Source organism: Natronospirillum operosum, from assembly GCF_004768465.1.
In the GTDB taxonomy this organism is placed as follows: domain Bacteria; phylum Pseudomonadota; class Gammaproteobacteria; order Pseudomonadales; family Natronospirillaceae; genus Natronospirillum; species Natronospirillum operosum.
In genome coordinates, this window is the sequence record NZ_SRMF01000003.1 from 168,865 (window position 1) to 193,026 (window position 24,162).

19 protein-coding genes are annotated in these 24,162 nt (G+C 61.7%); 11 read left to right on the top strand and 8 right to left on the bottom strand.

Annotation, left to right across the window (positions count from 1 at the left end; translation table 11 throughout):
• The first annotated feature begins 87 nt into the window (after positions 1–87).
• Both E4656_RS09745 and E4656_RS09750 read left to right on the top strand, forming a co-directional pair.
• Positions 88–975 carry a HalD/BesD family halogenase gene (locus E4656_RS09745; protein ID WP_135483037.1) on the top strand — a complete coding sequence of 296 codons (888 nt, stop codon included), beginning with the start codon at positions 88–90 and terminating at the stop codon, positions 973–975.
• 52 nt (positions 976–1,027) lie between these two features.
• Positions 1,028–2,314 (top strand): M24 family metallopeptidase, encoded by a 1,287-nt coding sequence (locus E4656_RS09750; protein WP_135483038.1) that lies wholly within the window; start codon positions 1,028–1,030, stop codon positions 2,312–2,314.
• 81 nt (positions 2,315–2,395) lie between these two features.
• Here E4656_RS09750 and E4656_RS09755 read toward each other — a convergent pair whose 3' ends face one another.
• From E4656_RS09755 to E4656_RS09765, 3 genes are all read right to left on the bottom strand, one after another.
• Positions 2,396–3,559 (bottom strand): response regulator, encoded by a 1,164-nt coding sequence (locus tag E4656_RS09755; protein WP_135483039.1) that lies wholly within the window; start codon positions 3,557–3,559, stop codon positions 2,396–2,398.
• Positions 3,556–6,306 (bottom strand): cation-translocating P-type ATPase, encoded by a 2,751-nt coding sequence (locus tag E4656_RS09760; protein WP_135483040.1) that lies wholly within the window; start codon positions 6,304–6,306, stop codon positions 3,556–3,558. Before E4656_RS09760 ends, E4656_RS09755 begins: the two co-directional genes overlap by 4 nt.
• A gap of 157 nt (positions 6,307–6,463) precedes the next feature.
• The gene (locus tag E4656_RS09765) at positions 6,464–7,150 is read right to left on the bottom strand and encodes an ArsR/SmtB family transcription factor (protein WP_135483041.1); all 687 of its coding nucleotides are present in this window, start codon (positions 7,148–7,150) and stop codon (positions 6,464–6,466) included.
• An 80-nt stretch (positions 7,151–7,230) separates the two neighbouring features.
• Between E4656_RS09765 and E4656_RS09770 the strand changes: the two genes are divergently transcribed.
• From E4656_RS09770 to E4656_RS09810, 9 genes are all read left to right on the top strand, one after another.
• Positions 7,231–7,575 (top strand): DsrE/DsrF/TusD sulfur relay family protein, encoded by a 345-nt coding sequence (locus E4656_RS09770; protein ID WP_135483042.1) that lies wholly within the window; start codon positions 7,231–7,233, stop codon positions 7,573–7,575.
• A 13-nt stretch (positions 7,576–7,588) separates the two neighbouring features.
• Positions 7,589–8,818: an MFS transporter gene (locus E4656_RS09775; protein ID WP_135483043.1), complete on the top strand. Its 1,230-nt coding sequence runs from the start codon at positions 7,589–7,591 to the stop codon at positions 8,816–8,818.
• Positions 8,819–8,829: 11 nt separating this feature from the next.
• Positions 8,830–9,780 carry a sigma-54 interaction domain-containing protein gene (locus E4656_RS09780; protein WP_135483044.1) on the top strand — a complete coding sequence of 317 codons (951 nt, stop codon included), beginning with the start codon at positions 8,830–8,832 and terminating at the stop codon, positions 9,778–9,780.
• Between the two features lie 206 nt (positions 9,781–9,986).
• Positions 9,987–10,772: a hypothetical protein gene (locus E4656_RS09785; protein ID WP_135483045.1), complete on the top strand. Its 786-nt coding sequence runs from the start codon at positions 9,987–9,989 to the stop codon at positions 10,770–10,772.
• A 9-nt stretch (positions 10,773–10,781) separates the two neighbouring features.
• Entirely contained in the window at positions 10,782–12,473 is a 1,692-nt protein-coding gene (locus E4656_RS09790; protein WP_240753954.1) for a SulP family inorganic anion transporter, read from the top strand.
• 64 nt (positions 12,474–12,537) lie between these two features.
• On the top strand, positions 12,538–13,413 hold the full coding sequence (locus tag E4656_RS09795; RefSeq protein ID WP_135483046.1) for an MBL fold metallo-hydrolase: 876 nt from the start codon (positions 12,538–12,540) through the stop codon (positions 13,411–13,413).
• Between the two features lie 7 nt (positions 13,414–13,420).
• Positions 13,421–13,858, top strand: a complete 438-nt coding sequence (locus E4656_RS09800; protein ID WP_135483047.1) for a YeeE/YedE family protein — start codon at positions 13,421–13,423, stop codon at positions 13,856–13,858.
• Between the two features lie 3 nt (positions 13,859–13,861).
• Positions 13,862–14,308, top strand: a complete 447-nt coding sequence (locus tag E4656_RS09805; protein ID WP_135483048.1) for a YeeE/YedE family protein — start codon at positions 13,862–13,864, stop codon at positions 14,306–14,308.
• A gap of 190 nt (positions 14,309–14,498) precedes the next feature.
• A complete protein-coding gene (locus E4656_RS09810) occupies positions 14,499–16,052 on the top strand; it encodes a methyl-accepting chemotaxis protein (RefSeq protein ID WP_135483049.1) in 1,554 nt (517 codons plus the stop codon).
• A gap of 12 nt (positions 16,053–16,064) precedes the next feature.
• Here the strand turns inward: E4656_RS09810 and E4656_RS09815 are convergent, their stop codons facing one another.
• The 5 genes from E4656_RS09815 to gcvP form a co-directional block, all read right to left on the bottom strand.
• Positions 16,065–16,490: a copper chaperone PCu(A)C gene (locus E4656_RS09815; RefSeq protein ID WP_135483050.1), complete on the bottom strand. Its 426-nt coding sequence runs from the start codon at positions 16,488–16,490 to the stop codon at positions 16,065–16,067.
• Positions 16,490–17,089 carry an SCO family protein gene (locus tag E4656_RS09820; RefSeq protein WP_167856014.1) on the bottom strand — a complete coding sequence of 200 codons (600 nt, stop codon included), beginning with the start codon at positions 17,087–17,089 and terminating at the stop codon, positions 16,490–16,492. Before E4656_RS09820 ends, E4656_RS09815 begins: the two co-directional genes overlap by 1 nt.
• A gap of 160 nt (positions 17,090–17,249) precedes the next feature.
• The gene (locus E4656_RS09825) at positions 17,250–18,722 is read right to left on the bottom strand and encodes a protein adenylyltransferase SelO (protein WP_135483052.1); all 1,473 of its coding nucleotides are present in this window, start codon (positions 18,720–18,722) and stop codon (positions 17,250–17,252) included.
• 70 nt (positions 18,723–18,792) lie between these two features.
• Positions 18,793–21,129, bottom strand: coding sequence for a diguanylate cyclase (locus tag E4656_RS09830; RefSeq protein WP_167856015.1), 2,337 nt, complete (start codon positions 21,127–21,129; stop codon positions 18,793–18,795).
• A 104-nt stretch (positions 21,130–21,233) separates the two neighbouring features.
• Positions 21,234–24,161, bottom strand: a complete 2,928-nt coding sequence (gene gcvP / locus E4656_RS09835) for an aminomethyl-transferring glycine dehydrogenase (RefSeq protein WP_135483054.1) — start codon at positions 24,159–24,161, stop codon at positions 21,234–21,236.
• Position 24,162 lies beyond the last annotated feature (1 nt).

The following is a 24,162-nucleotide window of genomic DNA, read 5'->3' on the forward strand; positions in this document are numbered from 1 at the left end:
TAAGCATGGAAATCATTCATTTTCATTATGGAGCTGGGCATCCTAGTCTGTCCAGTATGTTTTCTGAACGAGTGCAGAGAGGAATTCATGCTGGCCCACAAGAAATCAGCGCAAGAAAACCCGCTGGACGGACTGCTCGATCTTGAGCGTTATCCGATTGACCGGCTGGACAGCGTAGTCGGGAAGGCCCTGATACAGCATTGCCGCAAGCAGCTCGAAGATGACGGCTGTGTGGTGCTCGAGCAGTTTGTACCCACAGAGGCTTTGACTCGCCTAGAAGCGGAGACCGAGCGGCTGTCGCCGGAAGCACACTACAACCAGACAGAAACCAATCCCTACAATGGGGATCCGGATCCCAGCCTGCCGGCCACTCATCCGAAAAACCGTTTTGCCGATCGCACCAATGGTTTTGTGGCCGGTGATCGCATCGGCTCTGAAACCATCATCCGTCAGGTTTACGAAAGCGCGCATTTCCAGCGCTTTGTTGCTGCTGTGGTCGGCCTCGACGAAATCCATGAGTATGCGGATCCACTGGCAGGGCTGGTGGTGAATGTGCTGCGTGAAGGCTGTCAGCATCCGTGGCACTACGATACCAATGAATTCATAGTGACCATGATGACCCGCCAGTCGGAAGGTGGCGGCCGGTTCGAGTATGCACCGGGTATTCGCAGCCCGGAGGGCGAGAACTTTTCTGCTGTGGAGAAGGTATTGGACGGCGACCACACCAGTGTGCGCAAGATCGATCTGCAGCCGGGTGATCTGCAGATCTTTTTCGGGCGCTGTTCTCTGCACCGCGTCACCCCTGTGGTCGGTAGTCGCGAACGCCATACTGTTATCTTTGCGTATGCCAGGGAGCCTGGCTTCATTGGTCGACCGGAGCGCGCGTTGCGCATCTTCGGGCGCATGGCGCCGGTGCACGAGCAACTGCTCCGGGAAGGCGAGGGCATCGCGCGGACCGATAGCCTGGCCGACTGAATGTCGGTTAGCGTCAGGTCGTCATTTCAATCAGCATCTGTGGAGTCACTTCTTGAGCATTGTCGAATTCGAATATCTGTCCGATCAGGAGCCCGAAAGGATTCCGGTGGTGCCCTCGGCACCAGTTGGCAACGGCGACAGCATTCCCACCGCCTTTGATCCGGTGCAGTTGCGGGCTGGCCGACTGGCGCGTCTGCGTGCCATGATGCGCGAGCAGGATTACGCCGCCGTGGTGCTGTTTGATCCTTTTAACCAGCGTTATGCCACCGGGTCGCGCAACATGTTCGGCTATTTCCTGCGCAACTCGACACGCTATATTTACGTACCGCAGGACGGTCCGGTTATCCTGTTCGAGTATCCGGGCAGTGCCCACGTTTCAACCTGGCTGGAAACCATCGACGAGGCACGTACATCCAAGGTGGTCTGGTCTGCCGTAAACCAGCGGGACAACCTGTCCAGTGATCCCTTCGGTGTGGAAATCGCTGAACTGGTGCGCGCCCATGCCGGCGACAACGGGCGACTGAAAGTTGGTCTGGACCGCTGTGCGCTGAATCTGGCCCGATCGCTGGAGGCTCAGGGGCTTGAGGTGTTCGACTGCATGCAGGACACGCTGCATTGCCGGCGCATCAAGACCAATGAAGAGATTGCCTGTCTGGCCCAATCCATGGCCGCCAGTGAGGCGGCGGTAGCCAATGTCGAGGCGGCGATTCGCCCCGGGGTAACCGAAAATGACCTGTTCGCCATTCATTATGGTGAGGTGATTCGGCAGGGCGGCGAGTTTATCGAAACGCGCCTGCTCAATTCAGGCCCACGCACCAACCCCTGGTTCAATGAGGCCAGTGACCGGGTGCTGCGCCCGGGCGAACTGGTGGCGCTGGATACCGACACCATCGGCTGTCACGGCTATTATTCGGATTTCTCCCGCACCTTCCACGTTGGACCGGGCCGGCCGACTGCTTATCAGCAGGGACTCTATCGTATGGCCCATGAACAGGTGCAGCACAACATGTCGATCCTGCGCCCGGGCATGAGTTATCTGGAAATCGCGGAACGCGCCTGGAAGATCCCGGACCGGTTTCTGGACCGTCGCTATCCTTCCATTATTCACGGGGTGGGCATGCACGGCGAGACCCCGCTGGTCGCCCACCATATGGATTTCGAGCGCTTTTCGAAAGACGGCATTCTGGAGCCCGGCATGGTGGTGTCAGTGGAAAGCTACATTGGTGAAGTTGGTGCCGCTGACGGCGTCAAGCTGGAAGAAGAGGTTCTGATCACCGACACCGGCATCGCAAAACTGTCCCGCTATCCATTCAACGAAGCATTGCTGGGTCAGGGGTGAGGCGTTTGCACGACTTTTGACCGCAGGCCGATCAGCCATCGACACTGACTCTGGTTGACGGCCGGAGTATTATCGGTGTGTTCAGTGTGCAGTTACTTCAGTCAGCATTTCCACAGACAAACCGGCGCGTTCGGCCAGGCGCCGCTGCTCGACAGTGGCCCGTGGCGTCATGACCAGGCTGCCGGCCAGCCGCATCAGGTACTGTTCGGTGCGTGTCGAGTCGGGCGCCAGTTTGTGCACTGCGCCCATCAACTGGCGCAGGTCATGCGACAGCCGGGCCGAAACCCGCAACCGGTTGCCGAACTCGCCTCCGTATTCTGCCAGGGCTGTCTCGGCTTCCGGGGGTGTCAGTGGCCCCCAGTGGTGTTCATAGCGCGCCAGTGCACTGAGCACAGCCAGATCCCCCAGATGTGACAGCAGCCCGGCCGTATAGGCCAGGCCGACGTCGTTTTTGGTCAGGCGGGCCAGGCGGCTGGCCATGGACGCGACCTGCTCCACGCGCTTTTGCAGTACTTCCTGGGCCTCCCGCAGAGCCGGAGAGGGTGGTTTGCGGGTATTGTCGAACAGTTGCAGGGCCAGCACCTGGGCCGCTGCCATGTCGCAACCCAGCCAGTCTATGGCTTCGGGCAGATTGTCGATGGTCAGTCCGCAGTCGCGCAGCCGCAAGGCATTGGCGGTGCGGATCAGATGCGTGCTGATCACCGGATCGGCGCGCCAGAGTCGCACCAGCTCGCTGGCCGAGCGTTGCTGTAACTGATCATCCTGATCTGACGACGATGCCAGTTGGTGGAGGCCCGGAATCTGTTCGGGGTGGGTCATCAGGTAGTTCAGCCAGTCGCGCCACTGGCTGGTGTTCTGCAGCGCCGGGCTGTCCGGTTGCACATTCGGAAACAGGGCGCGCAGGCGGGCGGCCAGAACATCCGGTTGTATCGGTTTGACGATAAACTGGGTGATGCCCAGGCGGCGGCTGGTATCTACCAGGTGTTTTTGGGCATGACTGGTGATCAGCACCAGCGGCAGGTCGGGGTCCGCCTTGCGTACCTGCTGCAGAAAAGGCTCAGCAGTAGTGGCCTGGGGCAGTGACCAGTCACACAGCACCAGATCAAACGCATCCTGTTGCCAGAGCTCCATTGCGGCAGACAGATTGTCGGCCAACTGGCAGTCGGCACCACTGAAAACGGCACTGCACACCGTACGCAGCAGCTCCGCCATCAGTTCGTCGTCTTCCAGAATGAGTATTCTCATTCAACTTTTCCTGACTCTGCATTTCTGTTTTTGTGGTGCCGCCACAGGGCTTTTTCGCCTTCGATCAACAGCAGCACCAAGGCACCGTATGCCAGCATTATAGCCCAATGTAGCGGGGTCAGCGGCGCGCTCTGGAACAGGGTGTTCATCACTGGCGTGTAGATATAGGCCAGTTGCACCAGCAGCATGGTCGCAATACCACCCCAGATCCATGGGTTGGAGAAAGCCGGGGTGCGAAAAAGACTGACGGTGAGCGAGCGGCAATTGAGCAGGAATACACTCTGCACCACCACAAACAGCGTCACGGCCAGGGTCCGTGCCACCTCGTTGCTCTCGCCCAGAGCCTGGGCCCACTGGAACAGGCTGAAGGCCCCGATCAGCAGCAGGGTGCTGACCGAGACAATGCGCCCGATCATCTCCCCGCTGAGAATGGGGGAGTCCGGTGATCGCGGCGGGCGCGTCATGATGCCGGCCTCGCGCGGCTCAAAGGCCAGCATCAGGCCCAGGAATACGGCCGTCGTCATGTTCAGCCACAGGGCCTGCACCGGCAATACGGGCAGCGTGGCGCTGATCAGTATGGCCACCATGATGACCAGCCCCTGACCGAGATTGGTGGGCAGAATCCAGGTGATGAACTTGACCAGATTGTCGAAGACGGTGCGCCCCTCCTCGACTGCCGCTTCGATGGTGGCGAAGTTGTCATCGGTCAGCACCATGTCGGCCGCCTCCTTGGACACCTCGGTGCCGGCAATGCCCATGGCCACGCCGATGTCCGCCTTTTTCAGGGCCGGTGCGTCATTGACGCCATCGCCCGTCATGGCCACCACATGGCGGTGCGCCTGCAGGGCGGTGACCAGTTTCAGCTTCTGCTCCGGGGCCACGCGGGCAAATACCGACACGCGCTCGGCGGCATCCAGCAGTTCGTGATCGGTCATCTGTTCCAACTGGCGACCCGTCAGCACCTGACGCTCTCCGCCCTCCGGGTCGGGGTTGCGAATGCCGATCTGACCGGCAATGGCTCTGGCCGTCAGCGCATGATCACCGGTTATCATCTTCACATCGATACCGGCTTTCTGACAGGTTGCCACGGCCTGTATGGCTTCCTCGCGCGGTGGGTCGATCATGGCCTGCAGGCCGAGAAAGGTGAGCACTGGCTCGTTTTCTGTCTGCTCTAAAGAATTGAGATCCGCGGTATCCGTAGGCACAGTTCTGGCGGCGAAGGCCAGTACCCGCAGACCCTGATCGGCAAACTGATCAGCCGTCTTGGTGATGGTTTCGCTGTCCAGTGCCGAGGCCTTGCCGGCGCTGTCCAGCGCATCCTGGCAGCGCGCCAGCACCTGCTCCAGTGAGCCCTTGATCAGCATGATATGGGCATCGTCTGTGTATCGATGCAGTGTGGCCATGTACTGCCGGTCGGACTCGAAGGGGATGGTATCCAGGCGCTGATGCTTCCGCTCCAGCTCGCTACGGTCGAGCCCGGCTTTCTGCGCCGAAGTGATCAGTGCACCCTCGGTCGGGTCGCCCTCGACGTGCCATTGCCCTTCGGCCTCCAGCACTCTGGAGTCATTGCACAGCAGACCGGTCAGCAGACACTGGTGCAGCGGTTCCGGCACGGTGTCCGGCTGCAGGGTGTGGTCGTCCTGTGTCCGCAGCTCGCCCTCGGGCTGATAGCCGCTGCCGGACACCTCGTACAGGCGACCGCCGGCCATGATTTTCTGCACCGTCATCTGGTTCTCGGTCAGCGTACCGGTCTTGTCCGAGCAGATAATGGTGGTGGAGCCCAGCGTCTCGACTGCCGGCAGTTTGCGGATGATGGCGTTGCGCAGGGCCATGCGACGCACGCCAATGGCCAGGGTGATGGTGACCACGGCGGGCAGGCCTTCCGGAATCGCGGCCACCGACAGCGCCACGGCGGCGATAAAGGTGTCCACCCAGGTCTGGCCGTGCAGCAGACCGACCCCGAAGGTGATGGCGGCCAGGGCCAGAATGACGATCAGCAGGATGCGGCTGAAAGCCTTGATCTTCTGCGTCAGCGGCGTATCCAGACTGACGGCCTGGGAGATCATGTCGGCAATCTTGCCGGTCTCGGTGTCATCGCCGGTGGCGATCACCACCCCGGCGCCGCTGCCGTAGGTGGCCAGGGTGCCGGCAAAGGCCATATTGATCCGGTCGGCCAGCACCGTATCCTGTTCCAACTGTGTGCGTTCCTTCTGCACCGCGACGGACTCCCCGGTCAGTGCGGACTCGTCGACCTGCAGATCGCGGCACTTGAACAGCCGCATGTCCGCCGGCACCTTGTCGCCGGAGGCCAGCAGCACAATGTCGCCGGGTACCAGTTCGGTGGCCTGCACGGTCTGGCGCTGACCGTCACGGATCACCGTCGCTTCGGACGACAGCATGGATTTGAGCGAGTTGATGGCCTCCTCCGCCTTGGCTTCCTGCACGAAGCCGATGATCGCATTGGCCAGCACCACGGCCAGAATCACGGCCGAATCGATGTACTCGGCCAGCAGAAAGGTCACCCCGACGGCAACCAGCAGGATATAGATCAGTGGATTGTGGAACTGCAGCAGGAAGCGCTTGAATGGATGAATGCCCTGTTGCGCACTGATACTGTTCGCGCCGAACAGCCGGCGGCGTTCTTCTACCTGGTCATGGCTCAGGCCTTCATGATGGTCGGTTTTCAGTGCCGCAAGGGCGTCTTCTTCGGGGAGGTTGTGCCACAGGTGCTTTGGCAGATCCTGCATACAATTCGTTCCTTAGTCCGCATGGCGGTGAGATGACATCTGTCGGCTTCAGTGTAGGACAGGGACGCCTGACCTGCTGCAGGGGTGCGCTGCACGTACTATAAAAAGCTAGCAAATATTGGCCGCCGCAGTGTGATCCAGATCATGAATGTCGGGGTCAGCCCTCTTCGACCGGCAACCCTGCCCGTTTCCACTCCGGAAAGCCGTCGGCCAGACGCGCTACCCTGTACCCTTGCTGGCGCAGATAGGCTACAGCCTGGTGCGACAGGGTACAGTAGGGGCCCCGGCAATAGGCAACAATGGTCCGGTCGGCGGGCAGTTCGTGCAGGTGTTGTTTCAGTTCGGCCAGCGTCAGATGACGGGCGCCGGGCAGGTGGCCGGCTTCGAATTCTGCACCGGGCCGAACATCCAGCAGTGTGACACTGCCATTCTCCAGCCCCTGCAGCAGGCGTTCGCGGGTGAAGACTTCGGTGGGCGCTTCATCGATATCCTGCGGAAACAATTGCCCCAGCAGCCGTTCGACCTCGGCCAATTGGCTCTGTGCGATGTCTCGCACCAGACCCAGCAGATCGACAATGCGGTCGTCGGTCAGCCGGTAGATCATCTGCCGGCCTTCACGCCGCGCCGTGATCAGCCCGGCGCGGCGCAACTGCTGAAGATGCTGCGAAGTACTGGCCATATTCAGGTCACAGAGTTCGGCCAGTTGCTCGACGCGGTAAGCACGCTGGGCCAGCAGTTCCAGCAGACGCAGGCGATGCGGATGCCCGATGGCCTTGCCCACACCGGCCAGAGCATCGCGCAATTGGTGTTCGGTGGTGGCTTGGGATGTTGTCGTGACGGGCATGGTTGTCTCATGGTTTATATTCAATTAATATGTTGAATATTAAATCATTGTGCGCCTGAGCACAACAGGAGGTACCTGCCATGAAAGCCCTGATCATCATCAATGACCCGCCCTACGGCACCGAGCGTCTCTATAACGGTTTGCGTCTGGCCCATGCCCTGCTGCGGGAGAAGACAGAAGTCATCGTCTTTCTGATGGGGGATGCCGTGCTTGGGGCCAAGGCCGGTCAGAAGACACCGGATGGCTACTACAATGCTGAACGCATGGTGCGTCGAGTGACCAAGTCCGGTCGGGTGCTGCTGTGTGGCACCTGCCTGGATGCGCGCGGCATTACCGATGCGGAGGTGCTGGAGGGCGCAGAACGCAGTACCATGGACGCGCTGGCACAGGCCACAGTCGAAGCCGACCGTGTACTGACATTCTGAAGGAGGTCGCAATATGCAAGGATCAAACGCCACTGCGAACCCTTCCTACGCACGTGAAAAGATCAATGTGGCCATTCTGGTCACCACCCAGACGCTGTTCATGATTGCGTCGATCACCGTCATGACGCTGAGCGGTGTGGTGGGCGCACAACTGAGCCCCGAGCCCGGTCTGGCGACCCTGCCCATTGCCCTGATGATGGTGGGCACCCTGATCAGCACACTGCCGGCCTCCCTGTTCATGAAACGGGTTGGCCGGCGGCTGGGTTTTGTTGTCGGCGCTGTGCTCGGGGGTGTGCTGGGTGGTCTGGTCAGCTTCGCCGGCATCGCTGCGGGTGCGTTCTGGCTGTTCTGTGTTGGCAGTATGCTGCTGGGGCTGTATCAGGGCTTTGCCATGTACTACCGCTTCGCGGCCGCCGATGTGTCCAGTCCCGGTTTTCGCAGCAAGGCCATCTCCTATGTGATGGCCGGTGGGGTGGCGGCCGCTTTTCTGGGGCCGTGGAATGCCAGCCTGCTGACCGAGCTGGTGCCGGCCGTGCCGCTGGGCGGCCCCTATCTGATGATTGCACTGCTGGCCGTTGTCGCTCTGGGCCTGCTGGCCTTTCTGCGGGTGCCGCCCCAGGGTGAACCGGCAGTGGGTGATCTGTCCCGCCCCATATCTGTGATCGCGCGCCAGCCCGCCTTTATAGTGGCCGTGCTGTGCTCCGCCGTGGGTTATGGGGTCATGGCTCTGGTCATGACGGCCACGCCGCTGGCCATGCGGGCGCGGGGGTTCGACATGGGCCAGGTCGCCTTCATCATGCAATGGCATGTGCTGGGTATGTTTGTGCCGTCGTTCTTCACCGGCAGTCTGATCAGCCGCTTCGGCATGCCCAGGGTCGCACTGGTCGGGGCCGGTCTGCTGGTGCTGGCGGTGGTGGTGGCCACCCTGGGTACAACACTGGCCTATTTCTGGCTGGCGCTGGTGCTGCTGGGTGTGGGCTGGAATTTTCTGTTTATAGGCGGCAGCGCGCTGCTGGCCACGCTGCATTCGGAAACCGAGCGCGGCAAGGTACAGGGCGTCAATGACATGATCGTGTTTGCGCTGGTGGCGTTCGGTTCGCTGATGGCCGGCAGCCTGCACCACTGGCTGGGCTGGATCTCGCTAAATCTGCTGATGCTGGCGCCGGTGGCTGTGGTGCTGGCAGCCATTGTCTGGCTGCAGCGCCGCAGTGTCGGTATGCGTGAATCAGGCACAACGGCCTGAATGGAGACATCATGACCTCGCTGACCCGAACCGAGCCTGCAGCCTATGGCCGCCTGCTGACCACAGCGCCCAACATGCATGCGTTCATGGCGCAGGCCGAGCGTGTGGCGCGCACCGAGGCGTCAATTCTGGTGCGCGGCCAGACCGGCTCGGGCAAGGAACTGGTGGCGCGCTATATCCATGACCAGTCGCGGCGAGCGCATGGCCCCTTCCATGCCATTAACTGTGCGGCCCTGTCGCGGGAACTGATGGCTTCGGAGCTGTTCGGGCACAAGCGCGGCGCCTTTACCGGGGCCACGCAGGACCGTATCGGCCTGCTGGCGCTGACCGATGGTGGCACCCTGTTTCTCGATGAAATTGCCGAAATGCCGATGGATATCCAGGCCGGGCTGTTGCGGGTGCTGCAGGACCGCTGCTTCACGCCATTGGGTTCCAGTGAGGTGGTACATACCGATATCCGGCTGGTATCGGCGACACACGAATCCCTGCGGCGGCTGGTTGCCGAGGGTCGCTTTCGCGAAGACCTGATGTACCGCATCAGAGTGGTGCCGCTTTATCTACCGCCACTCAGGGAGCGTCCCGGTGATGTGGAGATGCTGCTCGGGCACCATCTGCAGCGGCTCAATGCGAGCAATGAGCGGCAGGTGCGGCACATCGCCCCGGAGGCACTGGAAGCATTGCTGACCTATCGCTGGCCGGGCAATGTGCGTGAGCTGGACAATGTGATGACCTATGCGCATGCCATTGGCGAAGGCGAGACCATAGCCCTGATTGATTTGCCGCCGGAGCTGCGCGGCGAAGCACCGCCGGACGAGGCCTGGAATCCGGTCGAGGAGGCCGAGCGCGAACAGATTCTGGCCTTGCTGCAGCAGCACGGCGGGCAGCGTCAGGTCGTTGCCGATGCGCTCGGCATTTCACGCGCCACACTGTGGCGGCGCATGAAGACACTGGGGTTGCAGTAGGTTCGCATCCGGGCTGAGCACTGCTGGTGGGTCGAGAGTTGCAAGGCCCTGGTGTTTCAAAAATAAAACAATTGTTGAAACAATATGAGTCGCCAAGACCGACCTGATTCTCCAGGACGTTGAAATAAAAGGAGGTTCTGGGTTGGCACGCCGTTTGATAGGTGTTGAGGGAAGACTCCTTTTCTCGCTATCAGGAAGACGACAGCATGCCCTTGTCTCCACAGACACTTGCCTGGCGGCCGACCGAACAGATCATCCGGCAAGTGCCCTGTACCTGTGTCGACGGCCGCACCTCGGGTCACCGTTTCAGTGCTGCTGGCGGCAGCCTGGGGATTATTCTCGCCGTGCTGGATGACTATGAAGCTCAGTCTGGACAGGCGTTGTCGGAAGCACAGATTGCCGGGGCCCTGACCCTGTTTGCTGATCGGGTCGGCCCGGTTTACCTGCACTCTGACACCACAGCGGTGGCGGCGCTGCTGGCACGCATGGGCCTGGCGCCGGACACGTCGCTGGCTTCCCTCAACCAGTCCCAACAACGCTCTTTCATCGAACTGGCCAGCCAGGCAGATTATCAGGGCTGTGGTCATGTGCATCTGTTGCTGACCCGGCCTGCCGAGTATGGCCTCAATATCAGCCTGGTCGAGAAAAGTCTGCGCGCCACCCTGAAACTCTGGTTTGCCGGCCATGCAGACGTGATTTTTGACCTTCTGCCGGGCGCTCATGCGGAATCTGCAGTGGTTCTGATCGACGGGCAGACGTCCCGTCCCATGGGTGAGAGCACGGCACTGGCGAATACACCGGACCGGTTTTACTGCCACCGGCCTCTCAAGTATGAACTGATTCGCCGGTTCGTGGCAGTGCTGCAGGCAGCCGGCTGGACTGCCTTTACGCCGGAATCGGCCAGCCGCATTGCGCGACACCATGATGCAGCAGCGGAACGCACCCTCTCCGCCCTGGCGTCCCGGTTACCTGTTGAACACCTGACACTGTGAGGTTTTGAAATGTCCGTTTCCCTGATCCATCGTATCAGGCGCTGGGTGCCTGCTCTGGAGTGGATGTCCAACTACCGGCGTGAATACCTGCAGGGCGATCTGGTCGCCGGTATCACGGTGGCCATGATGCTGATTCCGCAGGCCATGTCCTATGCCATGCTGGCCGGCCTGCCGCCCTATGTCGGGCTCTATGCCGCCGTGATCCCGTTGATGGTCTACGCGCTGTTCGGTACGTCCCGCCAGTTGGCGGTAGGGCCGGTGGCCATGGTGGCGCTGCTGGTGGCCAGTGGCGTGGGTGCCCTGGCCGAGGTGGGTTCGGCCCACTACATCGCACTGGCCATATTGCTGGCGCTGATGGTCGGGGTGATCCAGTTCGGCATGGGGGTATTCCGGCTTGGTTTTCTGACCAACTTCCTGTCGCACCCGGTGATTTCCGGTTTTACCAGTGCGGCGGCACTGATCATCGGTTTCAGCCAGTTGCAGCACCTGATCGGTCTGTCTCTGCCGCGTACCGAGAACATTGCCCTGCTGGCGTGGGCTGCAGTCACGCAATGGGCGGACATCAATCCGGTCACGCTGGCCATCGGGCTCGGCAGTGTGGTCAGTCTGCTGCTGCTGAAGCGACTCAATCCGCTGTTGCCGGGCGCCATGATCGTGGTGGTTGTCGCCACGCTGGCGGTCTGGCTGCTGGATCTGTCTGCAGGCTTTGGCGTCAGCATTGTCGGGGCCGTACCGGCCGGCTTCCCGGCACTGTCTGCGCCGGCGGTCAATACGGCCGACATGCTTGATCTGCTGCCGATTGCCGTCACCATCGCCTTTATCGGTTTTGTGGAAAGTATTGCCGTGGCCAAGAAGATTGCGGCCGAGAAGCGGTACGACGTGGACCCGAACCGTGAACTGGTCGGTCTGGGCCTGGCCAACATTGCGGCTGCCTTCTTCAAGGGCATGCCGGTGACCGGCGGCTTCAGCCGGACGGCGGTGAATCGCACCGCCGGTGCCAATACCGGCCTGGCGTCGATCATCACGGCGGTGCTGATCGGTATTGCGCTGCTTGTAGCCACGCCGCTGTTCTTCTACATTCCGACCGCCTCGCTGGCCGCCGTGATCATGGTGGCGGTAGCCGGACTGATCGACACCCATGAGGTGAAGCACCTGTGGCAGGTCAAGCGGGATGATCTGGTCATGCTGGGCATCGCATTCTTTGCCACCCTGATCCTGGGCGTCAAGGTCGGCATCTTTGTGGCCGTGGGTGCTTCCATGGTGTGGTTCGTGATCCGCACCACGCGGCCCCATTACGCCATTCTGGGCCGGGTGCCGGGCACAGAGGTCTACCGCAACCTGAAGCGGGTGCCCGAGGCTGAAACCCTGCCCGGTATCCTGGCCATCCGCTTCGATGCCCAGTTCTACTACGGCAATGTGACCTTCCTGAAGGACACCATCCGTGCTGCCGAGCAGGCCATGAACGAACCGCTGCACGCCGTGGTGCTGGATGCTTCCTCGATCAATCAGCTCGACTCCTCGGCCGATACGGCCCTGCACGAGCTGCTGGACGATTACCGAGCCCGGGGTGTCGACCTCTATATCGCCAACGTCAAGGGTCCGGTGCGTGATGTCATGGATCGCAGCGGCTTTACCCGCCGACTGGGCGAGGATCACTTTTATCTGACCACGCATGATGCCGTCAGCGCCGCCCATACTTGATTATATTAGAAATATCTAATATTATGATCATACAGTTCCCGCCTCGGGGAGAGGAGAAAGAATCATGAGCAAGATCAGTATCAAGACCTTCTATGATGACGCGACCAACACGCTGACCTATGTAGTGTCCGATCCCGCGACCCGCGACGCCGTCGTGATCGATCCGGTGCTGGACTACGACCCGATCGGCAGCAAGGTTTCCGACGAGTCCTACCAGGCAGTGGTCGACTATATCCGCGCCCATGACCTGAAGCTGCACTATGTGCTGGAAACCCACGCCCATGCGGACCACCTGAGTTCCAGCCAGTTGTTCCGCGATGACTTTCCCGGGGTGAAGGTGGCCATCAGCGAGCGCATTCGCGGAGTGCAACAGGTATTCAAGGGCGTCTACAACCTGGATGACACCTTTGTCACCGATGGCCGGCAGTTCGACTATCTGATCGAGGACTTCGAAGAACTGCAAGCCGGCAGCCTGACCATCAAGTCACTGCCGACACCGGGGCATACCCCGGCCTGCTCGTCCTATCTGATCGACGATGCGGTGTTTACCGGTGACGCGCTGTTCATGCCTGACTTCGGTACCGGGCGCTGCGATTTCCCGGCCGGCGATGCGCGCGTCCTTTATCGGGGCGTGACCGAGAACCTTTACAGCCTGCCGGACGAGACGCGAGTCTTCGTCGGTCACGACTACCAGCCCGGTGGTCGGGAAGTGGCCTGGGAAAGTACCATTGGTAACGAGAAGGCGAACAATATCCAGTTGCAGGCCGACACCACTGAAGACGAGTTTGTGCAGTTTCGGGAGGGCAAGGACAGGACCCTGGACGCGCCCAAGCTGATCTACCAGAGCATTCTGGTCAACATCGAAGCCGGGCACCTGCCGGCACAGGAAAGCAATGGGCAGCGTTACCTGAAGATCCCGCTGAACATTCGGACAGCCTGAGGTAGTTATGGAAATCATCAATTTCACACCTGTCCCCGCCTTCATTGGCGGGGCTCTGATCGGTCTGTCGGCGGCTCTGCTGCTGTGGGCCAAAGGCCGTGTCGCGGGTATCTCCGGTATTGCCGGGGGCATCATTCTGCCCGTCAGGGGTGACCTGGACTGGCGCATTGTGTTCGTGGTTGGGTTGGTGCTGGGCGGTCTGCTGTATCAGTGGATCGGCCTGGGTGCCGGCGTTGACCATATTCGGGCGGTAGTGGACACGCCGCTACTGATCATCGGCGGCCTGCTGGTGGGTATCGGCACCACCATCGGCAGTGGCTGTACCAGCGGCCATGGTATTTGCGGGCTGGCGCGGCGCAGTCCGCGCTCACTGGTGGCGACGCTGAGCTTCATGCTGAGCGCGCTGGTGACTGTTTTCATCGTTCGTCACGTATTCGGAGGCTGAACCATGAGCCATCTTCCACGTCTGCTGGCAGCTCTGGTGGCCGGCATCCTGTTCGGCTTCGGTCTCTCGGTGGCGCAGATGATCGACCCGGCCAAGGTGGTCAACTTTCTGGATGTGTTCGGCACCTGGGACCCGTCCCTGGCCTTTGTCATGGGCGGCGGGCTGCTGGTCAATGCCATTGCCACCCCGTTCATTCTGCAGCGGGCCAGGCCGGTGTTTGCCGAATTCTTCCAGCTTCCTAAGAAGACCGAGATTGACCGGCGCATCGTGATTGGCGGGCTGATCTTCGGCGTAGGCTGGGGCCTGGCCGGCTATTGCCCGGGCCCCATGCTGACGTCGCTGAGCTTCGCCAATGTGGACATCCTGACCATAGTTGCGGCTTATCTGGTCGGCACCCTGATCACACGGATCGTCCTGACCCGACTTGATGCCCGCGCTGTCACCCCCTGACTCGTCGGCAGTGAAGGCACCGGACCGGGGGGTAACTGCCCGCCTCCCGTCTGTCGTTGCAGTGTAAATCGTCTGGTTATTTCTTGTTCTGTGATTAAATTGGCCGAAAACAAACTGAACACTGATCTAAATCAGTGTCTGTCACGTTAATACCCATCACCCTATACTCTTTTCGGAGTACACAGAACACATGAACAAAACCGCCGAGCGCGTGCAGGAATCGCAGTGTGACATGATTCCGGGTCGACTGATGAACCTGTTGCGCCATTATGACCTGATGATCCATCGGGTCATGGCGCTGATCGTCCTCGGTCTCTGGTTGCAGAGCCTTATCTACGGATGGGTCGGCGGTACGGTCATGACTGCCCTGGTTCCGGCCTCTGCCCTGGCCGTTATCGGTCTGTTCCTGACGCTGGTGGTCCGACATTCGGTCTGGACTCCCAATGGTGTGGCCGTCATCTTCATGTTGATGGTATCCCTGCAGGTGCATCTGCTGGGCGGCATGATAGAGGCCCATTTCGGCTATTTCGTGCTGCTGGCGGTGTTGCTGGCCTATTTCAACTGGCAGGCCCTGATCACGGGTGCGTTGACCGCAGCCGTGGTGCACCTGGTGATGCACTTTGCTCAGCACGCCGGATTACCCGTGCTTCTGTTTCCTGCGGGCCAGCATTCACTGGCCATTGTCTTTTTCCACGCGTTTTATGTGGTGGTGGAAACCGCTTTGCTGGTGGCGCTCGTGGTGCTGTGTCGGCCCCTGCTGCAACTGGGACGTGAGATCAGTCGTCTGACTCTGGATATGGTGAGCACTGATGAGCGCATCGATCTGCGGGCACGTACCGAAGAGGCAGCCAATCCGATTCTGCGTCAGCTCAACTGGGTGCTGACCCAGCTCGATCGTCTTGTCGGCCAGGCGCGCAATGGCTACAACCTGGCGGATGGGCACCTGGTCACGCTGATCGACAACTCCGGCCAGACCCGTGAACTGGTGAGCCGCAACCACGAAGCCATACGGCAGATCAATCAGGCCATGCGGGAGATGGACAACTCCTTCACGGAAGTGGCGCAACAGACTCACAAGGCGGCTGATCTGACCCATGCCGCACAGGAAGCGCAGGCGCAGGCAGAGCAGACCGTGTCTTCGGCCCATGTTCATATCATGGATCTGTCCACTGTGCTGGTGCAGACGTCGGAGGCTGTAAAGCAGTTGGCTGCCGACTGTGCGGCAGTGGATGATACCCTGTCGGACATCCGGGGCATTGCCGAACAGACCAACCTGCTGGCCCTGAATGCGGCCATAGAGGCTGCCCGGGCGGGCGAGCACGGACGTGGTTTTGCTGTGGTGGCCGACTCGGTACGGCAGCTGTCGCAGCGCACCCAGAGCGCCACCCAGGGTGTGCAGTCTATTCTGGAGCGACTGGTCAGTGGTGCCAATATGGCATCCGATGCCATGCAGCGCAGTCTGACCCGCGTGGAAGTGACGGGTTCGGAAGCCGAGCAGGTGGCGCAGACCGTGCAGGAACTGGGACGACTGGTTCATGAACTGAATGAGATCAACCAGCAGATTGCCGTGGCTGCAGATGAGCAGGCTCAGGTATCGGCCGATATGGCCCGTCAGATTGACGAGATTCACGCGCTCAGTGATCAGAGTGATGGCCTGATTCAGGTCAGCGAGTCACGGCTGAAGTCACTGCAGGAAGACTTTGGCCATCTCAGCGGCAGCATGCGCCGCCTGCAGACGGGCTGAGTTGCCAGCGCGTCAGTTGGCCCGCACCTCGGCGCTGATCTGGCGGCTGCTGCCATCGGAAAAATGCAGGGTGAGCGCAATGCTGTCGCCACGGGCCGGCGATTCCCGCAGGCCTATCAGCATCAGATGATCGCCCCCGGGGGCCAGACGATGGGTGCTCTGGGGCTCCAGAGTGTAGGCCAGCACGCGCTGCATCGACATCATGCCATCCTCGTGCCGGGTACTGTGGAGCTCCACCGAGCGCGCGGCCTCGGTTTCCACCCGCACCAGCGCAATGGTGTCATCGGTCTGATTGGTCAGCATGAGAAAGCCAGCAGACATATCCCTTCCGGGTGGTACCTCTCTGACCCAGGCCTCTTCCACGGTCACCCCGGGCTCAGTGGCCAGTGCACCGAGGCTCAACACGGCTGCCACAATCAACATCGCCCAGCGCGCCATTAGAGCACCTCCCTGATGCGGCTCAGAATGCGGGTGTAGGGTTCGTCGTGGGTGAACAGATCGACCACCTGACCGTCCTTGCCGAGCAGATAGGTGCGGGTGGTGTGCTCGACCAGATAATCCAGTTCAGAATCCGGTGTGTCGACGAAATAGTAGGTGGCGTAGAACTGTTCGGTCATTGCGTCGATGGCGGATTTGCTGCCGGTGGCGCCGATGATATCCGGGTGGAAGAAGTCGGTGTACTCAGCCAGTGTGGTCAGATCGTCCCGCTCCGGGTCGACACTGACAAAGAGACCCCTGACCTGCCCCTGCTCGTGTTCTTCCAGCGCCGACAGCACCTGCCGCTGGGTGGCCAGGTTGGCCAGGCAGTAGTCGGGGCAATGCGTAAAGCCGAAGAACAGCATGACCACCTGACCTTCGAAATCGGCGCGCTCGATCGGGCCGTCCAGAGTCTCCAGAGAGAAATCACCGCCGACGGCACTGAAGTCACGCACGGGCTCATCGGTGCTGTCAGGCAGATAGCCCGGCAGAACCCAGAACACAAGGACAACACTCAGGGCCACCCCAATGGCGGTGGCCAGCAACAGGCGCTTCAGCACAGTCAGCTTCTCCAGACTGGTGGGTTGTGAGGTTCATGGCGGTTAGACCGACCCCAGGTCGGCCAGTTCCCGCAGCGCCCTGATTGTATCATGGCCAGACTGCATTCTGCGTCAACTGGATGTCAGACCGGGCCGTCCCGCAGTGCCCCTCGCCGCCCCTTCAGGTGCCGCAGAAGGTCTGGTAGACGCGCTCATCGGGTGCGGCAGGCTGTACATGGCGCGCGTCCTCGGCACGGGTGGTCCAGGGCTGGGTTACCTCTGCCAGCAGATCATGAAAAGGCTGTAAATCCTGCTGATCTTCGGCGGCACGGATGGCGGCCTCGACCAGATGATTGCGCGGGATGACCGCCGGACTGGTGTGCTCGATGCACTGACGGGCAGTTTCGGTTGTTGTGCCCTCGGCCGCCAGTCGCTGCAGCCAGCGCTCACGCCAGGTCTTCAGCGCGGTGGCGTCGAAGTCCATGCCTTGCAGCGCCTCCGATGCCGTCAGCAGGTTGCCCAGACGCCGGAAGCTGAGCGTGAAGTCGGCTTCTGCCTGCGCCATCAAGTGCAGCCAGTCGTCGATCAGGGCAGCATCTTCCGGCCGGTCTGTCTGCAGCCCCAGCTTGCGGCGCAGCACGGCCAGCCGGTGCATGTCATAACGGGCCGTGAACTGGCCAATAATCTCGCGCGCATCTTCAAGATGGGTTTCCGGATCGTCGTCGGCCACCAGCAGGGCTTCGGCCAGGCGTGCCAGGTTCCACTGCGCAATGGCGGGCTGGTTGCGGTAGGCATAGCGTCCGCCCTGATCAATGGAGCTGAATACCGTCTCCGGTCGATAGCTTTCCATAAAGGCACAGGGACCGAAATCGATGGTCTCGCCTGACAGCGCTGTGTTGTCGGTGTTCATGACACCGTGGATGAAGCCCAGGCCCATCCACCGGGCGACCAGTCGCGCCTGTCGGTCTGCCACCAGCTCCAGCAGGGCCATGCCGGGGCTCGGATGGTCCGCCGGTACCGGGCTGTCGGCGTGCCGGTCCAGCGTGTAGCGGGTCAGCTCGCGCAGCGCGGCGCGGTCCTCGCGGGCGGCGAAATACTGAAAGGTGCCAACGCGGATGTGGCTGGCCGCCACCCGTGTCAGCACGGCACCCGGCAGCCCCCGGTCCCGCAGTACGGATTCACCGCTGGTGACGGCCGCCAGGGCCCGGGTAGTCGGTACGCCGAGCGCATGCATGGCCTCGCTGACCAGATACTCGCGCAATACCGGACCCAGCGGCGCCCGGCCATCTCCGCCGCGTGAAAAGGCCGTGCGACCCGACCCTTTCAACTGAATGTCCCTGCGCTGACCGCGTGCATCGACCACCTCTCCGAGCAGCAGTGCCCGGCCATCACCCAACTGGGGCACGAACTGGCCGAACTGGTGCCCGGCATAGGCCTGAGCCAGAGGCTCGGCCCCGGGGATCAGCTCATTGCCGGCGAAAACGTGGGCCAGATCCGCATCCGTACTGTCCATGCAGCCGCGCAGGCCCAGTTGCGTCGCCAGTTCCCGGTTCAGAATGATCAGCTCGGGATGCTGTACCGGCTGTGGTGCCTGCCGCTGGTAGAACCGTTCCGGCAGGCGGGCATAGGAATTGTCAAAGGGAAGTTCCAGCATGTCGGGACAGGGTCTCCGGTGCGGTGAATGATCGGCTGTCAGGGTTGAAATGGAGGCGATCGGCACCGAATTAAAGGCTGGGTTCCGGCGTCGAGTCCACCAGGCAGTCACGGCCGCGCCGCTTGGCTCCATACAACCGCTGATCGGCCATGCCGATCAGGTGCTCCGGTGCCTTGTCCGATGCGGCCAGCTCATCCGTGCTGGCCAGGCCGCAACTGACCGAGATACGGTGCGTCTGACCCTGCACCCTGAAGTCGGTCTGGCGGATCCGGTCGAGCAGACGACTGATGGCGCGACCGGCGTCAGTCAGTGGCGTATCGCGCAGCAACAGAATGAACTCTTCGCCCCCGAAACGTATGACCACATCCTGCTCGCGACAGGCCGTTTGCATCAGGCGGCCCAGTTGCTGCAGCAGTTCATCGCCAGCCTGATGGCCATGGGTGTCGTTGAAGGGCTTGAAACGATCGATGTCGATCATGGCCAGGCTCAATCTGGACTGCCCGGCGGGATTCTTCATCCAGTGATTCAGTTGCAGATCCAGATAGCGTCGGTTGTAAAGGCCGGTCAGCGGGTCCGTCAGCGACTCTCTGGTAAGGAAAGCCTCGGCGGCGATGGCACCCATGGCTTCTGCCAGCAGGTGGGCTACCACCATCAGTTGTTGCGCCTGCTGCTCGGGCCAGGTTCTGGGGTGCAGCGAATCGAACCCGAAGAAACCGCTGAAGGCGGAGGAAGACTGCACGGGAATCAGCAGCAGCGCCCGTACACCATCATTCTCCAGAAAATCCCGTTCTGTTGCCGCTTCTGCGGGCAGCGCCCGGGTGTCGTTGATGATCAGGGGTCTTTGCTCCTGCAGCATCTGGCGCTGTTTGGCATCCAGCCAGGCAATATCACTGGTGGCCAGGTTCTGCAGACTGTCCATGGCCGATGCAACGCCCGGAGCGCACCACTCATGAGTGTTGCGCAGGAACTGGCCGTCTTCGGAGTAACGGAACAGGTAGGCCCGGTCGGCTCCCAGGTTCTGGCCGAAGGTGTGCAGCATGCGGTCGATACGGGCATCGATATTGGACTGGCTGGCATTGGCGAAGTGGGCCGAGGTGTCCGCCACCAGCCGACTGAACCGCCCTTCGGCTTCCAAGTCACGCTTGGCATCCTTGTGCTCGGTAATGTCGATGCAGGTGCCCACGGATACCAGTTCGCCTTCCACCGGAATGGCATCCACCGACAGCCTGATCCAGCGGGTATCGCCTTCCCGCGTGATAAAGCGGAAGTCGTAATCATGGGGTACGGATTCACCGCTTTGGCGCATGCGGGCACGGCGGCGGACCATGGAGCGGTCGGCCGGGTGAATGAGGCGCGGGAAGGACATCTGCAGCAGCTCTTCGCGCGGATAGCCGGTGATGGTGGACATGGCCGGATTGACGATCTCGAACTGCTCGCCCCGGATCATGAAGATGCCGGCCGATGAGTTGTCCGCCAGCGCCCGGAACAGGCTTTCACTGGTGGCCAGTTCCCGGGTTCTGGTTTCCACTTCCAGACGCAGGCGTCGGCTGCGTCCGCGCAGCATCAAAACATAGAGCAGCACCAGCGCCAGCAGACTGGCGATCAGCAACGGATAGAACCACTGGGGAGTTACTTCCTGGCGTTCAGAGCGCATCCAGCGCTGGGTGATGCGTCGAAGTACTTCAGGGTCCAGTTCACTCAGGGCGTCGTTGACGGACTGCAGCAGGGCTGCATTGTCCGCAGTAACACCGGCGCGCAGGGGGTGGCTGTAAAGCAGCAGCAGGGGGTGAAAGTCGGAGGGCGCAGCGTGCTGGTCCAGCAGATACATGGCGACCGGGTAGTCGGCCACGAACGCATCGACAGTACCACTGACCGCCGCCCGGATCAGAATGTCGTTGTTGGCATACTGCCGATAACTCAGCAGGGGCCGTTCCTGCCGCAGGTATTCCAGTTCATAGCTGCCTGCAACCACTCCGATGTCCTGGCCGCGCAGATCTTCAAGGCTCAGAATACCGGCACCGGAGCGCACGAAGAGAAAGGTGCTGAGGTTGATCATGGGCTCGGAGAAGTCGAGGAACCGACGCCGTTCCGGGGACGCGATCAGGCCGCCATGGAGATCAGCAGAGCCGGAACGTACCAGCTCGATGGAATCGGGCCAGTCCACAAGTTGAAATTCAACGGGGCGTCCCAGCTCGGCTGCCAGCTCGTGCCAGAGATCAATCAGCAGTCCCTGCGGTTCACCGTCACTGTCGGTAAAGGCAAAGGGTGGCCAGGCGTGATCCTGGGCGATGATCAGCGGCTCTGCATCCGGCCCGTCGCCCTGGGCCTTGCTTTCGACAGCAGACAGCCACACCAACAGACCGGCTGTCAGCAGGGCGGGCAGGCTCTTGGTCGTGAGCGCCGACACACAGGGCGGAGCTCGACAGCTGCGAAACAAGGTAGTGGCGCCTGTGTTTGTCGTTATTCTTTAGTACATTATTATACACTAGGGCTGCACAAACGGACCACTGTTCAGCGCCACTCATCCGTGGCGGGGCAACTGCAGACGAAGTTGCGGTCCCCGAACACATTGTCCACCCGATTCACCGCCGGCCAGAACTTGGCCTCGCGCAGCGACGGCACCGGGAATACGGCCACTTCCCGACTGTAGGGACGATCCCAGTCCGCCAGCAGATCATTCTGGGTGTGCGGGGCATGCACCAGCGGGTTGTTGTCCGCCGGCCAGTCGCCCCTGATCACCTGATCGATTTCCTGCCGGATGGCCCGCATGGCTTCGATGAAACGGTCCAGTTCGGCCAGTGACTCGGATTCCGTGGGCTCGATCATCAGGGTGCCGGGCACCGGGAACGACATGGTGGGGGCGTGGAAGCCATAGTCCATCAGCCGCTTGGCGACATCCTCTTCGCTGATGCCGCTTTCGGCTTTCAGCGGCCGCAGGTCGATGATGCATTCGTGCGCCACTCGGTCCTGATCACCCCGATACAGGATGGGGTAGTGGTCGGCCAGGCCCTCGGCAATCACATTGGCGCCCAGAATGGCCACTTCCGTGCTGCGCCGCAGGCCGACCCGACCCAGCATGCGGTTGTACATCCAGGTGATGGGCAGGATGCCGGCAGAACCAAATGGCGCCGCTGATACCGCCCCGTCGGCAGCGCCTTCATCGGTGTGGCCATGGCCGGGCAGATAGGGGGCCAGATGCGCCCGCACCCCGATGGGGCCCATGCCGGGGCCGCCGCCGCCGTGCGGAATGGCAAAGGTCTTGTGCAGGTTCAGGTGTGAGACATCCGAACCCAGTGCCGCCGGCTGGACCAGACCCACCTGGGCGTTCAGATTGGCGCCATCCATGTAGACCTGGCCGCCATGGGCATGCACGATATCGCACAGCGTCTTGACGTCGGCTTCGAACACCCCATGGGTCGAGGGGTAGGTGATCATGCAGGCCGACAGCCGGTCGCCGGCCTGTTCGGCGCGGGCGCGCAGATCGGCCAGGTTCACATTGCCGTTGTCATCACAGTCCACAATGACCACCTGCAGGCCCATCATGGCCGCCGAAGCCGGGTTGGTGCCATGAGCAGAGGCCGGAATCAGACAGATATCACGCTGTGACTCGCCCTGCGCCGCCTGATAGCGGCGTATGGCCAGCAGGCCGGCATACTCACCCTGGGCGCCGGAGTTGGGCTGCATGGAGATGGCATCATAGCCGGTGATGGCTTTCAGCTGTGCCTCCAGTTCCTGCAGCAGTTGCCGGTAGCCTTCGGTCTGCGCGGCCGGGGCAAACGGATGTATCTGGGCGAATTCGGGCCAGGAGACCGGCATCATCTCGGCGGCGGCATTCAGCTTCATGGTGCAGGAGCCGAGCGGAATCATGCCGTGCACCAGCGAGTAGTCCCGGTTTTCCAGCCGCTTGATGTAGCGCAGCAGCTCGGTCTCGCTGTGATAGCGGTTGAACACCGGATGGGTCAGCACGGCATCGGTGCGCCGCAGTGCGGCAGGCAGTCCGGTGTCGGCCTGACAGACTTCGGCGTCAAGCGTCGTGACGTCCAGGCCGTGCCCGGTGCCCAGCACCACGTCCAGCAGGCGGGTCACATCAGCGGCGGTGCAGGTTTCATCCAGGCTGACACCATAGTGCCACTGGTCGCCGGCGGTATCGATCAGGCGCAGATTGAGACCCTGGGCGTCGGCGCGCTGCCGGACGTCGGCGCCGGCACGGAAGGAAAGCGTGTCGAAGAAGGTCGCCGGCACCTGAATGCCGTTTTGCTGCAGGCCGAGAGCCAGCATGGCGGTCAGCCGGTGTACCCGCTCGGCCTGCCGGCGCAGACCGACCGGCCCGTGCCAGACGGCATAGAAGGAAGCCATGTTGGCCAGCAGCGCCTGCGCCGTGCAGATGTTGGAGGTCGCTTTCTCACGGCGGATATGCTGTTCACGTGTCTGCATGGCCATGCGCAGTGCTGTATGGCCGTTGCTGTCCCTGGAAACACCGATGATGCGCCCCGGCACCTGGCGCTTGTGCGCTTCGCGGGTGGCGAAGAAGGCCGCGTGCGGGCCGCCGTAACCCATGGGTACGCCGAAGCGCTGCGCCGAGCCGAGTACGACATCCGCACCCAGTTCGCCCGGAGAACGCAGCAGCAGCAGGGCCAGCAGGTCGGAGGCCACGGCCGTCATGGCGCCGCAGGCGGCCGCCTTGTCGATCAGCCGCGCCAGGTCGGGTACCTGACCGGATGAGCCCGGATACTGGAACAGGGCTCCGAACAGTGGCTCGTCGCCGATGTCATCGGCTGTGGCGATACGCAGTTCGACCCCGAAATAGTCCGCCCGGGTACGCAGCACGTCCAGCGTCTGCGGATGTACATCGGCATCGACAAAGAAGACGCGGCTCTTGCTCTTGCGGTTGGCGCGCAGGCACAGTGCCATGGCTTCCGCCGCTGCCGTGGCTTCGTCCAGCAGGGAGGCATTGGCCAGATCCATGCCGGTCAGGTCCATCACCATCTGCTGGAAATTCAGCAGGGCTTCCAGTCGACCCTGTGAAATCTCCGGCTGATAGGGGGTATAGGCGGTATACCAGGCCGGGTTCTCCAGCACATTGCGCTGGATGACCGGCGGCACGGCCGTGGGGTAATAGCCCTGACCGATAAAACTGCGTCTGATCTCATTGCGTTCAGCCAGCGTGCGCAGCTTGGCCAGGGCTTCGGCTTCGGTCAGTCCGGGTTCGACGGCCAGTTCACCCTGCATGCGAATGCTGGCCGGTATGGCCTGCTGCAGCAGGTCTTCCATTCGATTCAGGCCCAGGCGCTGCAGCATCTGCTGTTCGTCATCGGCATCGGGGCCGATATGGCGCGCGCTGAAGGGCCGCTCTGCCAGCGCGGTCAGCGGCTGGCGCTGCAGTTCGGTCGGGTCGATGGCGGCGTTGGAGCGGGTGGGTTCGGTAGTTCGAGTGGTCATG

What these genes read in the sequence shown, in the direction of transcription:
- E4656_RS09745 (WP_135483037.1), top strand. Translation starts at nt 88, where the DNA reads ATGCTGGCCCACAAGAAATCAGCGCAAGAAAACCCGCTGGACGGACTG.
- E4656_RS09755 (WP_135483039.1), bottom strand. Translation starts at nt 3,559, where the DNA reads ATGAGAATACTCATTCTGGAAGACGACGAACTGATGGCGGAGCTGCTG.
- E4656_RS09760 (WP_135483040.1), bottom strand. Translation starts at nt 6,306, where the DNA reads ATGCAGGATCTGCCAAAGCACCTGTGGCACAACCTCCCCGAAGAAGAC.
- E4656_RS09765 (WP_135483041.1), bottom strand. Translation starts at nt 7,150, where the DNA reads ATGCCCGTCACGACAACATCCCAAGCCACCACCGAACACCAATTGCGC.
- E4656_RS09770 (WP_135483042.1), top strand. Translation starts at nt 7,231, where the DNA reads ATGAAAGCCCTGATCATCATCAATGACCCGCCCTACGGCACCGAGCGT.
- E4656_RS09775 (WP_135483043.1), top strand. Translation starts at nt 7,589, where the DNA reads ATGCAAGGATCAAACGCCACTGCGAACCCTTCCTACGCACGTGAAAAG.
- E4656_RS09780 (WP_135483044.1), top strand. Translation starts at nt 8,830, where the DNA reads ATGACCTCGCTGACCCGAACCGAGCCTGCAGCCTATGGCCGCCTGCTG.
- E4656_RS09785 (WP_135483045.1), top strand. Translation starts at nt 9,987, where the DNA reads ATGCCCTTGTCTCCACAGACACTTGCCTGGCGGCCGACCGAACAGATC.
- E4656_RS09790 (WP_240753954.1), top strand. Translation starts at nt 10,782, where the DNA reads ATGTCCGTTTCCCTGATCCATCGTATCAGGCGCTGGGTGCCTGCTCTG.
- E4656_RS09795 (WP_135483046.1), top strand. Translation starts at nt 12,538, where the DNA reads ATGAGCAAGATCAGTATCAAGACCTTCTATGATGACGCGACCAACACG.
- E4656_RS09800 (WP_135483047.1), top strand. Translation starts at nt 13,421, where the DNA reads ATGGAAATCATCAATTTCACACCTGTCCCCGCCTTCATTGGCGGGGCT.
- E4656_RS09805 (WP_135483048.1), top strand. Translation starts at nt 13,862, where the DNA reads ATGAGCCATCTTCCACGTCTGCTGGCAGCTCTGGTGGCCGGCATCCTG.
- E4656_RS09810 (WP_135483049.1), top strand. Translation starts at nt 14,499, where the DNA reads ATGAACAAAACCGCCGAGCGCGTGCAGGAATCGCAGTGTGACATGATT.
- E4656_RS09815 (WP_135483050.1), bottom strand. Translation starts at nt 16,490, where the DNA reads ATGGCGCGCTGGGCGATGTTGATTGTGGCAGCCGTGTTGAGCCTCGGT.
- E4656_RS09825 (WP_135483052.1), bottom strand. Translation starts at nt 18,722, where the DNA reads ATGCTGGAACTTCCCTTTGACAATTCCTATGCCCGCCTGCCGGAACGG.
- gcvP (WP_135483054.1), bottom strand. Translation starts at nt 24,161, where the DNA reads ATGACCACTCGAACTACCGAACCCACCCGCTCCAACGCCGCCATCGAC.